Below are 14898 nucleotides of genomic sequence, written 5' to 3'. Positions count from 1 at the left end.
CCCAGTAAAACTTAGTTTTTCAAATAATCCATTCATTTGAATACGCCATAGTTAGAACCAACTTAAAGTGCTAGCTAAATTCTAACCAAGATTATAATAGCCTACAATAATTCAATTTACGAGGCTTATGTTACGTTCCCCCCTGTACAGAGGAACATAATCTTTACAAAGACGCAGCCTGCATAACAATAGGCTAACATCGATGTTTTATGTAACAACTATCGAAATAGACGTTTCGTTGGTATAAACAGACATTAACAGAACATTAATTCCATTGAAAGGGGGAATATGCAAAATATATAGCTGAAACGCAGTTTTCACTATTTTTGCATTTTTATGCATTTTTATGCATTTTAAAAAAATATTTTTACTCACCTATTTACCCCGCGCCACAAAGTTTTTACAATTGACCACAATTATTGGTATTAAAGGAATCGTAATGAGTAATACAAAACACTGCCGTCTACTTATATTAGGCTCAGGTCCAGCAGGATACACAGCAGCAGTTTATGCTGCTCGTGCTAATCTAAACCCAGTATTAATCACAGGTATACAGCAAGGTGGTCAATTAACAACGACAACTGAAGTTGAAAACTGGCCGGGTGATGCAGAAGGGCTAACGGGTCCTGCATTAATGGATCGTATGAAAGCGCACGCAGAGCGTTTTGAAACTGAGATCATTTTTGATCATATCAACGATGTTGATTTATCAGCACGCCCATTTAAGTTAAAAGGTAACGATGTTGAATACACCTGTGATGCATTAATCATTTGTACTGGCGCATCAGCAAAATACCTTGGTCTACCGTCAGAAGAAGCATTCAAAGGCCGTGGTGTATCAGCATGTGCAACCTGTGATGGTTTCTTCTATCGTAACCAAAAAGTAGCTGTGGTTGGTGGTGGTAATACCGCGGTTGAAGAAGCGCTTTACCTATCAAACATCGCATCTGAAGTACATTTAATTCACCGTCGTGAAGAGTTCCGTAGTGAGAAGATCCTAACTAAACGCTTACAAGAAAAAGTAGCGAACGGTAATATTACATTACACCTAAACAAAACACTTGATGCAGTATTAGGTGATGATATGGGCGTAACGGGTGTGCGCATACGTGATACACGTACTGACGAAGCAACTGAATTTGATGTAATGGGTACCTTTATTGCGATTGGTCACCAACCAAACACTGACTTATTCATCGATCAGTTAGACATGAAAGACGGTTACTTGAAAGTAAATTCGGGCACCGAAGGCAACGCAACGCAAACCACTATCCCAGGTGTATTTGCTGCAGGCGACGTCTCTGACCACATTTATCGTCAAGCAATTACCTCAGCTGGAACAGGCTGTATGGCTGCATTAGATGCAGAACGTTTTCTGGATGGATTAGGCGATTAATCTGTTTATTCTGCTAAGGTGATACCGAGGGTATCACCTTTTTCAAGACCCTTTTTCAAGACTCCTCCTATTATGCCAATCTATTTACCAGAACTGAATCACGACTTAAGTTACTTCCCAGCAGTTAATACTGCGTTAGCTGAGCCCGATGGTTTACTTGCTATGGGTGGCGATCTCAATCCAGAACGGCTTGTACATGCTTATCAGCAAGGTATTTTCCCTTGGTTTGAAGACGGTCAGCCTATTCTATGGTGGTCACCAAGTCAGCGCATGGTATTAGCACCCGGTAAGATGCATATATCACGTAGCTTACGTAAGTCTTTTCGTCGTCAAAACTTTACCTTTTCGATTAATAATGCATTTGCAGAGGTGATTGAATCTTGCGCAGAACCACGTGGTTATTCGAGTGATACTTGGATCACGGCTACCATGCAAGATGCCTATTTACAACTGCATAAAATGGGCTTTGCACACTCTATTGAAGTATGGCAAGAGGGGCAACTCGTCGGCGGATTATATGGCTTGTATATTGACGATATCTTCTGTGGTGAATCTATGTTTCATACCGTTACTGACGCCTCTAAAATCGCCTTTATCGCTCTGCAACAACATCTGCTGAATATTGGCTGTAAATTGATTGATTGCCAATTACATAATAAACACCTCGCATCACTAGGCGCAATTGAAATTAGCCGCGAAACTTTTATCAACCAACTCAACAGTCAGAACACGACAGTTCAACAACAGCGATGGCAGCCTCAAGCGCTTGTATTAGACTTAATAGATAAGGCCAATACCTAGGAATCACAATATGATTAAAGTCGCCTTAACCCCACCAGTGCCTTGCAACTACCTAAATGATCAACAAGAGCAAATCCTCGTTGTTCAAGATGCAAAATTACATGATCAATCCGGTTATGAAGTTTTACTATTTAACGGTTTTCGTCGCAGTGGCAATGATGTTTATCGACCGCATTGCCAAACTTGCCAAGCATGTCAATCAATCCGCATTGATAGTCAGTTATTTAAGCCAAGCAAAAGCCAGAAACGATTACTCAACAAAAACAAGCACATTGAAATGCGGGTTAGCCACCAGCCACAATCAGATTATTATCCATTATACGAGCGTTACATAAATACCCTGCACAGTGATGGCGCTATGTATCCCGCCAGTCAGTCTCAGTATGATAGTTTTATTACTAGCGCCTGGTTAACGCCAACGTTTCTCGAATTTTATCTTGATAACGTCCTCGTCGCGGTCGCCGTCACCGATGTGATGACAGATAGCATGAGTGCCATGTATTGCTTTTATGACCCTAAGTTCCTGACTCTCTCCTTAGGTACCTATGCAATTTTACAACAACTAATTTTAGCAAAGAACACAGGAAAGAAATGGCTGTATTTAGGCTATCAAGTAGATCAATGTAGCAAGATGAATTACAAGGTTAACTTTAACCCACATCAGCGCTTAATTGCAGGAAAGTGGCAGGGCTAATACCGCCGAAGAGTCAATAATAAGCGTTAAGAAAATAAAACGTAAATAACTTACCTATAATATATACAGGCCTGTGTAAATCTGGCATCATCTTGCGGTCAAATATAGCTATTATAATTAAATTTTAAGAGGACTCATGGCAAAAGAAGACAGCATTGAACTACAAGGTACAGTTCTAGATACACTTCCTAACACAATGTTTCGTGTTGAATTAGAAAACGGCCACGTTGTTATTGCGCATATCTCTGGTAAAATGCGTAAAAACTACATCCGAATTCTTACTGGTGATAAAGTAACTGTAGCACTAACACCTTACGATTTATCTAAAGGTCGTATCGTCTTCCGTGCCCGTTAATCACGAGCCTCTAAAAAAACCAGCGTAAGGCTGGTTTTTTTAGGTCTGTAATTTACTGCATTTTCAACAACCGCAACTACTCTATCCCCCCCCTCAATTTCAGACTACCTACAACTCGATTATAAGTCCACAGCCCAATATCTTGATTACAAGTCGTTATAGATCATTCAACATCAACGCGTAAAATCTCTTCTTCCTGCGCTGCTTTTTTCTCTCTGAATTGTTGCTTTAACACTGATTTTTTAAGCATGGCTATTTCACCATCAGTACCAATTGTAAAATGTTCAGGTTCGGTATTGAATCGTGACTGATACAGCATCACAGCTTGCAGTGAGCTATCTTTTTGTGCTGGCGTCAATACCACACCACTTTCCCATTTACCTAGCTCTACAGCCGTTTTAAGCTTTTCATATACTTCTGGTGTCATGCTTTCAAGTAACTTATCAACTGACATCTTTACGTCCTTGGTTAATGCTCAGGGGCGTCCCCTGCTGAATAATGATATATACTGCAACCCTACTATAAATACGCACTAATTTAAACTACAACATCGTGCGTACATTACTCGTTTCACAGAAACGCGTCGGCTTGCTATAAACAAAAAAAGGAAGCCAATTGGCTTCCTTAATAATACAATCTTAATCTTAATACACAGTTTTCTTATGCAAATTCGTGCATGTTGATACCAGCCATTTTTTGCATTACGCGCAATACTTGGCAGCTATAACCAAACTCATTATCATACCAAATGTATAATATAGCGCGGTTACCTTGAGCAATCGTGGCTAATGAATCAACAATACCAGAGAAACGGCTACCAACCATGTCTGTTGATACTAATTCTTTAGATGTACTGAAATCAATTTGATTGTGTAATGGCGAACTTAACGACATTTCTTGTAAGTAGCTGTTTAGAGATTCTCTTTCAACTTCTTTCTCAAGGTTTAAGTTAATGATTGCCATTGATACGTTTGGCGTAGGGACACGAATTGCGTTACCAGTCAGCTTACCTTTTAGTTCAGGCAGTGCTTTTGCTACAGCCAATGCTGCGCCGGTTGACGTTAATACCATGTTCATTGCAGCGCCACGGCCACGACGATCACCTTTATGGTAGTTATCAATCAAGTTTTGATCATTAGTATATGAATGCACCGTTTCAACGTGTCCGTTCGCAATACCATATCTATCTTGGATTATTTTCAGTACCGGTGTGATTGCATTCGTGGTACAGCTTGCTGCAGATATGATGTTATCTTCAGGTAAAATATCCATATGGTTAACACCATAAACAATATTTTTAATATCGCCTTTACCTGGTGCGGTTAATAATACTTTTTCTGTACCCTTGGCTTTTAAGTGCAGACTTAGGCCCTCAGTATCACGCCAGATACCCGTGTTATCGACTACTAACGCATTGTGAATGCCGTACGCAGTGTAATCGATTTGATCAGGACCATTTGAGTAGAGGAGCTTAATATAAGTACCGTTGGCAATGATGGCATTGTTTTCTTCATCAATATCAATCGTGCCATTAAACTGGCCATGTACCGAGTCACGACGTAATAAAGAAGCACGCTTCTCGATATCGCCAGGACCCCCACGTACAACAATGGCACGTAAACGTAATAGATTGCTCGCACCCGATTTATCAACAAGTAAACGCGCAAGTAAACGACCAATACGGCCAAAACCGTATAGCACAACATCACGAGGTTCAATCTGAGTATCGTTATTTAATGCAGGTGCTAATTCAGCACGTAAGAATGCATCGAGACCAGTAGAATCTTCATTATCAGCCCAATAGCGTACAGCCAAACGTCCGATATCAATTTGAGCATTACTAATTGGTAGTTCGCTGATAATTTGCAGTAATGGGAAAGTTTCAGTGAACGGTAAAATACGACCTTCATGACGTTTCACTACGCGGTGTGCTTTTTGGAGATCAATTGCTGTTGCATTTTGTAATGGGCGACCGTAAATTAATACTTCTACGCCTTTATTACGATATAGCTTTCCTAACAACGGTAGCATAGATTCAGCGAGTTCTTGGCTCTCTTGCCAGTTCAACAAATGACTTTCAGATGGCATCTTTTTTCCTCTTAATCACAACTGCATGTAAAAAACATTAAAATAACAGTCGTATAACTATCGACTGAAATTCAATCAATTTGATAGCGTAATCATACAAAAATAACCATTAACTTACCAATTAATCATGTGAATTAGGTCTTTTTTTACTTTCCAGCTTTCATTCAAAACACAAATATTTAACAATGAAATAGGAACGGCTTTACTTTTTCCGCTTGTTCGCTTTGTAACCGAGTTGATTGCGGAGGCGTTGAGCCTCTTAACTAATTTAAATCCCTCATTAGACAGTATGAGTTAATCTATGGTAGGGTTTCGTCATCACCTACTTTAGTGTTAGTTTTATGCATCGTTTACGCTCTATTAGTCGTTTCATTCCAGCAGTTATTATTACTGGTTTATTAACATCATGTAGCGACCCTCACGATGCTGTAGCGGTTTGCAAAAACGATGGGGCTATTTGCGCCGATTTAAATACCGATAAATGGTGTCAGACAGAAAGAAATAACCTCATCACCAGCCGTTTTAAGGCGCAAAAAAATGCCAGCGAGCGAGCACAATACGCGTTATTAACGGCGCTTAGCGATTACCAAGAGTGTATCAAGATAGCCGCGCTAATCGAGCCAAGAAAACACCCAGAATTAAAAACCCAGCGTGTATCAGCCATGTTAAGTACCTATGATGACCTTATCGCATTAGAAAAACAGACGCGCAGTAGTAATAACCCCTATATACTCAATTATCATTGGGTATCGCATCATAACGAAGATGCTAAACAACGCTTTATCGCCTTGTCCAAACAGCAAAGCTTCGATGATCCCGCGCTGTATTTCGCTATTGCTAACATTTATGGCCACAATACCGACAAAGCTATCGCTAATTTATTGAAAGGTATCACGCTACTTGACGATAATGCGCAATTTAACAGCTCGCAATTAGACAACTCTAAATTAGGCAATAGTAGCACCATGACCACCAAACTGCTGTATGCCATTATCACGGCATACATGCATAAAAGAGATTACCAGCTGGCTTATCTGTGGTCAAAGGTGGCTCTCATTTCCGACATTAAAAATATAAACCTAAGTATTTTTAATAAGCATAAAATAACGATAAGCGAACAGCGTCGGTTAGATAAGTTAGCAGTAAGAGTTGCAGAGCAAATAGAAGATAAGCAATTTACTGATAAAAGCTATGCATATACGCTGTCAGCAGTCGGGCTTTAACCTGGCGATTAAAACCCGTTTATAGTGACGATTAAGACAGTGACAATTGCTGAACACCGCGTGTATCAAAATAAGCCATTAACTCTGTTGGTAGTTCATCATCTGCTTGATAATAACAAGCACAAGCATGACGCTCGCAGCTCAATAGAATAATACTGAGCAATTCATTGAATTCATGATTCTGCCAAACTCCAGCATCACCTATCGTTAACCACTGCTGCATGATAGATAGCGGTTGGTTAAGCACTAATCCTGTCGATTGCATCGCAGTAAAATCAATCAGAGCACGAAATGCCGCATAATTATCTTGGCGTAACTTGTAGCTGTTAATGCCTTTTGTAACTATACCGTCAGAATTCTCGAATAAACAATGCGCTAACTGATAGTCTGCTAATAACCAAGCCGTAAATGACTCTTCATTGGCAGTGCCACTAGCAAAATCAACATTGCGTAATAATGCGTCTGTCGGCTGGGCATTATTCGCCGTCACGACTAACCATAAATAAAACGCATAACGATCACAATTCGCATTTTGCCATTCTACTGTTTGCGTTTCTGCTCGCGTCGCTGTCACACCATCTGCAACATAAGCCGCTAAATATTGTGCTAAATGCAGTTGATACAGAGCCGCTGTTGCGGTAGTACTTTCCAGCGTTAAGGCAAATTCATCTTGCTCTTTTGCAGTATTAAACTGCTGCTGTAATTGTGCCAGTCGCGCTGATAAAGCAAGTGCGGGGTCGATCTGATCAATGCCCACAGCAGACTGCACGTGAGTCAATAATTGACTCAACACGCCCTCTGTTGTCGGTAATGCCGTAACCGTTGTTGGCTTAATTGAATTTAGCGACGTTAAAACCGACGGAGGATTAAATATCCAACTTTCACCCAACGGTTCTTCACTGCCTTGATCCAAAATAACCAATTGATAAGCGCCCACAGCAAGCGGCTGTTCTAAACTTATCTGGTAGCTTTGCATTTCCATATCGTGTAAATGATAAATACCATTTAACGACCATTCGGTTGGTGTAAACTCACCGGTTTCAATAACAGCTTGATTCAATCTTACTTCCCAAATTAAATCTTCAGTCACGAATTCGATAGGTAAATGCAGATCAAATTGGATCATCGCAGATTGATCAGTGATGATCACAGGCGGCAGTGCACGTAACCAAAATTGCTTAATCTCTTCGTCTAATTTTACGTCTAATTCATCGGTAAAACCAAAACCAGCCAATGCTTGAGTGATTAGCGTTGTTGGTAACGCTTGCTCATCGCCATTGGCATTTAATTCCGTACAGCTAAGACCAAGCATTTGACCTAATTGCAGAATATGTTGTGCTGTCATTTGACACCTTAAATAGTGAACCTAGCGCTATTATACCCAATCAATATCAAGATGCGAGATCACGTGGTATCACAATAAGATTGTTTCATGGTTTTTTACACGTTGTCGATACTCCACTCTTGTCTATACTCCACTAAAGCGAAGATTTGTAGTATTCAAACAAATGCAGCTTGATTTAATTCACGATTTTAAAAACACGATATAAATAAGACACTTAGTCAGAATGTTAGCCGTATTCAAGTGAAACAAAAGAAGATTATAGGGAAATAATCATGCCAATAAAGCAACTGTTCATCTTAATTTGTGATCCATATTATTTATTTTCTGTAATAAATAGAACAAAAAAACACAGTAAAGTGACCTAAATCAGTTTATTTTCGTAAATTTGCAACAAATTGTGATTCAACGCATACATTTTAGTATTTATTCTTGTCTTTTTATCAAAATCTTGTAAATTTACAACCAAGCAAGATTATTAATTCAAACTTACATTTAATTTAATGGATACAAGTTATGACAATTAAAGTAGCAATCAATGGTTATGGTCGAATCGGCAGAAACGTACTTCGTGCATTCTACGAAGGTGGTAAAGAGCAAGATCTAGAAATCGTTGCAATCAACGACCTAGGTGATTCAAGAATCAATGCTCACCTAACTAAATATGATACTGCACATGGTCGTTTCCCTGGTACTGTTGATTTTGATGCTGAAGCACTAATCATCAACGGTGATCGCATTAAGACATTCTCAGAGCGTAATCCAAAAGATTTACCTTGGGGTGAGTTAGGTGTTGATGTAGTACTAGAATGTACTGGTATCTTCACAAGTAAAGAAGCTTGTCAAGCTCACTTAGATGGCGGCGCTAAAAAAGTACTAATCTCTGCTCCTGGTAAAAACGTTGATGCAACAATCGTTTATGGTGTTAACCACGAAATATTAACGGCTGACATGACAGTTGTTTCAAACGCATCTTGTACTACTAACTGTCTAGCACCAATTGCTAAACTATTAAATGACTCTGTTGGTATCGTTAACGGCATGATGACTACTATCCATGCTTACACAAATGATCAACGTCTATCTGATGTATATCATACAGATCTATATCGTGCTCGTGCTGCGGCAATGAACATGATCCCAACAAGCACTGGTGCTGCTGCTGCTGTTGGTCTAGTAGTTCCTGAACTACAAGGCAAATTCCAAGGTATGGCGGTACGTGTACCAACTCTCAACGTATCTCTTGTTGACCTTACTTTCGAAGCTGGTCGTGATACGACTCCAGAAGAAATTAACCAAATCATCACTGATGCAGTAGCTGCGGATCCAATCCTAGCGCGTGCACTATCGGTGAACAACGAACCACTCGTTTCTATCGACTTCAACCACGATGCACACACATCTAACTTTGATGCGACACAAACTAAAGTTCAAGGCAAACTAGTTAAAGTTATGTCTTGGTACGACAATGAGTGGGGCTTCTCTAACCGTATGTTAGATAACGCTATCCTACTTATGAGCGCTAAATAATTAAACTTGATTTATAATTCAACGTTAATTGAATTATAATGCTAAAGGCGACCATTAGGTCGCCTTTTCTATGTTGGGGATTTTATGTCATATCGCGATACAATCACGGATCAAATACCGTTAACTAAACACATTAACTTAATCACCAGTAATGGGCTCAAATACCTTCATATTGCGCACCCAAAAGCAAATGCCCGTATCAGCTTATTTGGCGCGCATCTGCTTAGCTTCACACCAGTCAACTCAGCGCCTGTTTTATGGATGAGTGAGAGTGCTATTTTTAATGGTGTAAAAGCGATCCGCGGTGGTGTACCAATCTGCTGGCCTTGGTTTGGTCCTGCAAAGCAGAGCCCGACGGTTCAACCACTTGCACAAACAAAAGATTTTCCAGCGCATGGTTTTGCCCGAAATAACCATTGGAAATTACTCGATAGCCACAGTGACGACGATATTTGCAAAGTGCGTTTACAGCTAACGCCAAACCCCGAAATGAAACGATTGTGGCCACATGACTTTAATCTTACTGCTGAGTTTATTATCAGTGATACATTAACACTTAATCTCACCACCCTAAATACCGGTAATGCTAGTTTTGATTATGGTGGTGCATTACACAGTTACTTCCAAATCTCACAGACTGACGCAGTACAAGTACGTGGCTTAGATAAAAATAATCAAACATCACGTAAACTAGATAGTGATGTCGATATTATTTGTGAAGATCCAGCGACGACAATTACGTTAGCTGATGAGCAACTGCAACATAAAATTATTATCGAGAATGAAGGTCATAATGCAATGATCGTTTGGAACCCTTGGCAAGCAGGAGCAAAAGTAATTACCGATATGCCAGATGACGGTTATCAAACCATGTTGTGTTTAGAACCGGCCATCATTGGCCAAAAACCGGTCACAGTAGCACCAGGCGCCAGCCATACACTCACCACAAAATTAAGTGTAGCCGCCCTCTAACAGCTGCAATATCAAGCTGAGTACATAGTCTATTCGCTAAGTGCCCAGCTTAAAACATTCGACCTGATGTCACGCCACAAATATCGTTGTGCTAATTTCATCCACCAACGAACGCGCAGCAAAAATAAGATTATCCATTTGTTGGGAAATACTGCACTTACTCATATCCTGCCCCGTTAACAAACGACCGAGTTCGACAAGTTGACGGTGTAAATGTTTATACTTAAGCTCTTCTTCTTTATCATGTTGTGATATTTTCGATGCGACAGCCTCTTTGATACCACGAACCTGAGATTGAAAATCCAATGCAGTTAACTCTTCTGTGCCTAAATAGCTATTTAATGAGCTTAAATGATCGCGGCAATTCATCACTACGCGTTCCACTGATGTTTCAATTCTTGATTTAACCCAAACAACTTCTTTAGCAATACTCGCCGCTTGCTTTATTTGGCGATAACTCGTATTTAACTGTTGTTGGATCACGGTATTATCACGCGGTTTTTTTTCAATTAAACGTTCTAAGCTGTATAATCCATTTAAGGCTTTGTTATAGCTTTCAGGGACAAGTTCCTGATCGAGTAAATTAAACTCAGAAGTTGGTAAACGTAATACTTTACGTTTTATCATATCGACTTCAAGGCTATAATAATCACGTTCTAGTTTGATTTTTTGGTGTTCTAAACCTAACCCAGTGCCGTGACTCTCAATTAACCCAGCAAACTGGGTTGTCGAATCACGCAGTTTATCAAAACGCGCTTCAAAACCATCAAATCGATACTTTGAATAAATTCATCATGGTCACGAATTATGGATAATAACGGTTCACTTATGAGTTTAGCTTGAAAAGCTTTATTCATCCGTTGAATAGATAATTCTGATTCAGTTTCAATCTATTCACTGCCCGAATTCAAAAAACAATTACCGCCATTCGGCGTATAATCTTCATACATACTCAATAACGCTTCGCGTTTTTTAAGGGCAAGCTCAAAATTATTTGGGGCATAATAAGTAAGATCCTGCTTATTACCTCGTTGATATAATATTTCTACGGCATTCATCGCAGCATTTACAGCATTCATTTCTTCAGATGCTGCTGCAGACATAGTAAAACGATCACTACCGTCGGTAAACTCGGCCAGCGTTACGCAACCGGAAAACATACTCGTTGCTAGTATGACTAGATAGTTTGATTTGTCGTTGCTTTGATAATTGTCGTAAACTTAGTAATTGGCGTTTGATTGATAACGTAGTGAGCATGAGCAGCATATTCTACATAGCTAATGCTACTCATACTTAACAATGATTAAACTAACGCACTCAGTAACGCTTTAATTGGATGGTTAAGCCGTACTTCATCAATTCGTTTAACCTGACTACGACAAGAGTAACCTGTCGCTAAACAACGCGAAGGATCTCGTTGCGCCAAGGCATGCTTCCAACTTTGATTATAAATTGATTTTGATGCGACTACATTCTTAGCATCATGCCCATAGCTACCAGCCATACCACAACAACCCGTAGCAACCGTTTCAAGCGTCAAACCAAAATCAGTAAATACCCGTTGCCACTCTTGCTCAGCCGTTGGTTTGTTGGTTTTTTCGGTGCAGTGTGCAAATAAGTAATAAGGTTGCATCTCACCGATGTCGCTCTTAATTCGGGCACTCAAATTCACTTGTACATTGTCACTCAATAACCATTCCTGGATAAGCAGAACAAAGAAATCACCGCGTTTATCCGCTAATATTTGGTTATATTCGTCGCGATAACAAAGCACTAATGCAGGCTCAACACCGATCATTGGAATACCTAAGTCATGTAACGAATTTAAAAAGTCAGCGGCAGTTTGGGCTGTCTTGGCAAATTTCGCTAAGAAGCCTTTAACATGCTGGGGTTTACCATTGGGTTTAAACGGTAAAACAACCGGTTTTAAGCCCAATTTTTCAACCAGCTTAACCAGTGATGCCACTAATTCGGCCTCATAAAAACTGGTAAACGGATCCTGGACAATTAATACGTGTTTCGCTTTATCTTCAACGCTTAAACGTTGTAAAAATGCTAAGTCAAAACTTTGCGAATAATGGCCACGTAATGACGCCGATAAGCTTGGCGTACTTAATAACGGTATATCAACCATTCCAATAGTATGTTTTACCGCAGCCTGCACCCAATTTTGCGCTAACCAAAAATTAAAGAACGTCGGCATTTTTGCCATCATCGGGGTATAACTTTCAGAATAGCCCACCGCAAAATCTTTAATCGGCCGTAAATAACGACTATGGTATTGATCAATAAATCGCGATCTAAACTCTGGCACATCGACTTTAACCGGACACTGGATCGTACATGCTTTACATGCTAAGCAACCTTGCATCGCGTCCATCACTTCATGCGAAAAGTCATAACGGCCACGCGCTTTATTCCAACTGTTCTTTAAACGGGTGCTAAAAGTAGCAAACCCCACCTTTTGTATCGTTAATTGCTGACCCAATTCCTGTTCTGTCATCTCATGACAAGACAATTGACGTAACCATTCTCGCATCAGCGCTGCACGCCCTTTTGGCGAATGACGACGATCCCCGGTATGCTTAAATGACGGGCACATTGGGCTTTTGGTATCATAGTTAAAACATAAACCATTACCGTTACAATCTATCGGCTGGGGAAAGTTTTCCCTCACCGAAACCGGAATTTGGCGATCAAATGCCCCGCGTTTTTTCGCATCCACAGACACGAGCTTGGCATCACTGTCAATCGGCGTACAGATCTTGCCTGGATTTAAGCGGTTGTCAGGATCAAAGGCGGCTTTAATTTTACGTAATTCGGTAAATAGCTCATCACCGAAAAATTCAGGGCCATATTCCGACCGGAAACCTCTGCCGTGTTCGCCCCACATCAAGCCTTTATATTTTGCGGTTAACGCAACGACTTTGTCAGATATTTCACGTAAGATAACTTCTTGCTGGGGGTCTAACATATCTAACGCAGGACGCACATGTAGCACCCCCGCATCAACGTGCCCAAACATACCATAATGTAAGTTATAGCTGTCTAACAAGGCTCTGAATTCAACAATATAATCCGCTAAGTGTTCAGGCGGAACCGCGGTATCTTCAGCAAAGGCTAATGGTTTCGCTTGACCTTTGGTTGCACCTAACAGACCAACGGCTTTTTTACGCATGCCATATATTTTTAATACGTCACTTAATTGATCACAGATTTGATAACCAATAACACCCGCTTCTCCTGCCGCCATTAACCGGTCAAGCTCTGCGGTTAAATGCGCAATTTTTTGCTGCTGAACAGCACCATCATCTTCAGCAAATTCAACAAAGTTAATGCCCAGCATCTCTTTGTTCGGTATATCCGTGATCAGTGATTTGACCGAATGCCAAACAATATCTTGTTTGGCTAAATTCAATACGACTGAATCAACGGTTTCAACCGACAGTGCATTAGCTTTAATTAAAAATGGCGCATTTCGCAAGGCCGAATCAAAGCTGTCATATTTCACGTTCACTAGACAACGGTACTTTGGGATCGGGGTTAAATTTAGTTTTGCTTCGGTAATAAATGCCAGTGATCCTTCTGAACCACACAGAATTCGCCCTAAATCAAATTCTTCAGTGCTTTTATCATATAAATGAACTAAGTCATAACCAGTAAGAAAACGATTTAAGGGTGGAAAGGTATCTGCAATTTTTTGCTGCTTATGCGCAATGGTATCGATAACTTGATGACTGACCTTACCCAGGTAATTATTCTGCTGAGCCTGTTCATGCATCTGCTCTGTAGACTGTCTTGCTGTCACTAATTCAGTGCCGTCCATTAATACTGCAGAAACACTCAGTACATGATCGCTGGTCTTACCATATTTTAACGAACCCTGGCCCGACGCATCCGTGTTAATCATCCCACCAATCGTGGCGCGATTACTGGTCGATAAATCAGGGGAAAAGAAGACACCATAAGGTTTTAGGAATTCGTTGAGCTGGTCTTTAATCACACCAGTTTGAACCTGTACCCAGCCTTCTTCCACATTTATATCAATTATATTATTCATGTGCCGTGACATATCGACAATAATACCGTCTGTCAATGATTGACCATTGGTACCCGTCCCGCCACCTCGAGGTGAAAAGGTGATGGTTTTAAATTCAGCCTGTAATGACAGTTTTGTCATAATTACTAAATCTTGGTGTTGACGAGGGAGCACAACCGCTTGCGGTAATAACTGATAAATACTGTTATCTGTCGCCACCGCTAATCGGCTCGCATATGACTTTTCAATATCCCCGCTAAATGCACTTTTTTCTAAAGCATTCAAAAAATCGAGATATTCTGATTTTACTGCATCCTGATAACTTAATTCGGGGATCATCATCCATTCCCTTGTGACAATTTTCAACTAATAAAAATTTTTAATTGAGATTATTGTAACATGAGTGCTTAAATTCATCGCCTATAGATAAAGGCTAAATTGATCTCATTTATAATCCG

13 protein-coding genes are annotated in these 14898 nt (G+C 40.2%); 7 read left to right on the top strand and 6 right to left on the bottom strand.

Annotated features, from left to right (window positions below):
• Positions 1–439 precede the first annotated feature (439 nt).
• The 4 genes from trxB (at position 440) to infA (ending at position 3246) form a co-directional block, all read left to right on the top strand.
• The gene (trxB, locus tag MORIYA_RS19585; RefSeq protein WP_112717973.1) at positions 440–1396 is read left to right on the top strand and encodes a thioredoxin-disulfide reductase; all 957 of its coding nucleotides are present in this window, start codon (positions 440–442) and stop codon (positions 1394–1396) included.
• Positions 1397–1468: 72 nt separating this feature from the next.
• Positions 1469–2197, top strand: a complete 729-nt coding sequence (gene aat, locus MORIYA_RS19580; protein WP_112717971.1) for a leucyl/phenylalanyl-tRNA--protein transferase — start codon at positions 1469–1471, stop codon at positions 2195–2197.
• Positions 2198–2207: 10 nt separating this feature from the next.
• A complete protein-coding gene (locus tag MORIYA_RS19575; RefSeq protein WP_112717969.1) occupies positions 2208–2891 on the top strand; it encodes an arginyltransferase in 684 nt (227 codons plus the stop codon).
• Between the two features lie 136 nt (positions 2892–3027).
• Entirely contained in the window at positions 3028–3246 is a 219-nt protein-coding gene (gene infA / locus MORIYA_RS19570) for a translation initiation factor IF-1 (RefSeq protein ID WP_112717967.1), read from the top strand.
• Positions 3247–3409: 163 nt separating this feature from the next.
• Here infA and MORIYA_RS19565 read toward each other — a convergent pair whose 3' ends face one another.
• Both MORIYA_RS19565 and MORIYA_RS19560 read right to left on the bottom strand, forming a co-directional pair.
• Positions 3410–3700: a YeaC family protein gene (locus MORIYA_RS19565; protein ID WP_112717965.1), complete on the bottom strand. Its 291-nt coding sequence runs from the start codon at positions 3698–3700 to the stop codon at positions 3410–3412.
• 206 nt (positions 3701–3906) lie between these two features.
• Positions 3907–5334 (bottom strand): glyceraldehyde-3-phosphate dehydrogenase, encoded by a 1428-nt coding sequence (locus MORIYA_RS19560; protein ID WP_112717963.1) that lies wholly within the window; start codon positions 5332–5334, stop codon positions 3907–3909.
• 341 nt (positions 5335–5675) lie between these two features.
• Here MORIYA_RS19560 and MORIYA_RS19555 point away from each other — a divergent pair, with 341 nt between their 5' ends.
• On the top strand, positions 5676–6557 hold the full coding sequence (locus MORIYA_RS19555) for a DUF2989 domain-containing protein (protein ID WP_112717961.1): 882 nt from the start codon (positions 5676–5678) through the stop codon (positions 6555–6557).
• A 31-nt stretch (positions 6558–6588) separates the two neighbouring features.
• Here the strand turns inward: MORIYA_RS19555 and MORIYA_RS19550 are convergent, their stop codons facing one another.
• Positions 6589–7902, bottom strand: a complete 1314-nt coding sequence (locus MORIYA_RS19550; RefSeq protein WP_112717959.1) for a hypothetical protein — start codon at positions 7900–7902, stop codon at positions 6589–6591.
• A 513-nt stretch (positions 7903–8415) separates the two neighbouring features.
• On the opposite strand from MORIYA_RS19550, the gene gap reads away from it, so the two are divergent.
• Positions 8416–9429 carry a type I glyceraldehyde-3-phosphate dehydrogenase gene (gap, locus tag MORIYA_RS19545; RefSeq protein WP_112717957.1) on the top strand — a complete coding sequence of 338 codons (1014 nt, stop codon included), beginning with the start codon at positions 8416–8418 and terminating at the stop codon, positions 9427–9429.
• 84 nt (positions 9430–9513) lie between these two features.
• Positions 9514–10401 (top strand): D-hexose-6-phosphate mutarotase, encoded by an 888-nt coding sequence (locus MORIYA_RS19540; protein WP_112717955.1) that lies wholly within the window; start codon positions 9514–9516, stop codon positions 10399–10401.
• Between the two features lie 69 nt (positions 10402–10470).
• Here MORIYA_RS19540 and MORIYA_RS21540 read toward each other — a convergent pair whose 3' ends face one another.
• The 3 genes from MORIYA_RS21540 to ydiJ all read right to left on the bottom strand — a co-directional run bounded on the left by MORIYA_RS21540 (position 10471) and on the right by ydiJ (position 14779).
• Positions 10471–11028, bottom strand: coding sequence for a hypothetical protein (locus MORIYA_RS21540; protein WP_232011686.1), 558 nt, complete (start codon positions 11026–11028; stop codon positions 10471–10473).
• A gap of 263 nt (positions 11029–11291) precedes the next feature.
• Positions 11292–11561: a hypothetical protein gene (locus MORIYA_RS21535; protein ID WP_232011685.1), complete on the bottom strand. Its 270-nt coding sequence runs from the start codon at positions 11559–11561 to the stop codon at positions 11292–11294.
• 143 nt (positions 11562–11704) lie between these two features.
• On the bottom strand, positions 11705–14779 hold the full coding sequence (ydiJ, locus tag MORIYA_RS19530; protein WP_112717953.1) for a D-2-hydroxyglutarate dehydrogenase YdiJ: 3075 nt from the start codon (positions 14777–14779) through the stop codon (positions 11705–11707).
• Positions 14780–14898: the final 119 nt, after the last annotated feature.

Source organism: Moritella yayanosii (assembly GCF_900465055.1).
GTDB classification, from domain to species: Bacteria; Pseudomonadota; Gammaproteobacteria; order Enterobacterales; family Moritellaceae; genus Moritella; species Moritella yayanosii.
This window is presented reverse-complemented; position numbering and strand designations above follow the sequence as displayed.

What these genes read in the sequence shown, in the direction of transcription:
- trxB (WP_112717973.1), top strand. Translation starts at nt 440, where the DNA reads ATGAGTAATACAAAACACTGCCGTCTACTTATATTAGGCTCAGGTCCA.
- aat (WP_112717971.1), top strand. Translation starts at nt 1,469, where the DNA reads ATGCCAATCTATTTACCAGAACTGAATCACGACTTAAGTTACTTCCCA.
- MORIYA_RS19575 (WP_112717969.1), top strand. Translation starts at nt 2,208, where the DNA reads ATGATTAAAGTCGCCTTAACCCCACCAGTGCCTTGCAACTACCTAAAT.
- infA (WP_112717967.1), top strand. Translation starts at nt 3,028, where the DNA reads ATGGCAAAAGAAGACAGCATTGAACTACAAGGTACAGTTCTAGATACA.
- MORIYA_RS19565 (WP_112717965.1), bottom strand. Translation starts at nt 3,700, where the DNA reads ATGTCAGTTGATAAGTTACTTGAAAGCATGACACCAGAAGTATATGAA.
- MORIYA_RS19560 (WP_112717963.1), bottom strand. Translation starts at nt 5,334, where the DNA reads ATGCCATCTGAAAGTCATTTGTTGAACTGGCAAGAGAGCCAAGAACTC.
- MORIYA_RS19555 (WP_112717961.1), top strand. Translation starts at nt 5,676, where the DNA reads ATGCATCGTTTACGCTCTATTAGTCGTTTCATTCCAGCAGTTATTATT.
- MORIYA_RS19550 (WP_112717959.1), bottom strand. Translation starts at nt 7,902, where the DNA reads ATGACAGCACAACATATTCTGCAATTAGGTCAAATGCTTGGTCTTAGC.
- gap (WP_112717957.1), top strand. Translation starts at nt 8,416, where the DNA reads ATGACAATTAAAGTAGCAATCAATGGTTATGGTCGAATCGGCAGAAAC.
- MORIYA_RS19540 (WP_112717955.1), top strand. Translation starts at nt 9,514, where the DNA reads ATGTCATATCGCGATACAATCACGGATCAAATACCGTTAACTAAACAC.
- MORIYA_RS21540 (WP_232011686.1), bottom strand. Translation starts at nt 11,028, where the DNA reads ATGATAAAACGTAAAGTATTACGTTTACCAACTTCTGAGTTTAATTTA.
- MORIYA_RS21535 (WP_232011685.1), bottom strand. Translation starts at nt 11,561, where the DNA reads ATGTTTTCCGGTTGCGTAACGCTGGCCGAGTTTACCGACGGTAGTGAT.
- ydiJ (WP_112717953.1), bottom strand. Translation starts at nt 14,779, where the DNA reads ATGATCCCCGAATTAAGTTATCAGGATGCAGTAAAATCAGAATATCTC.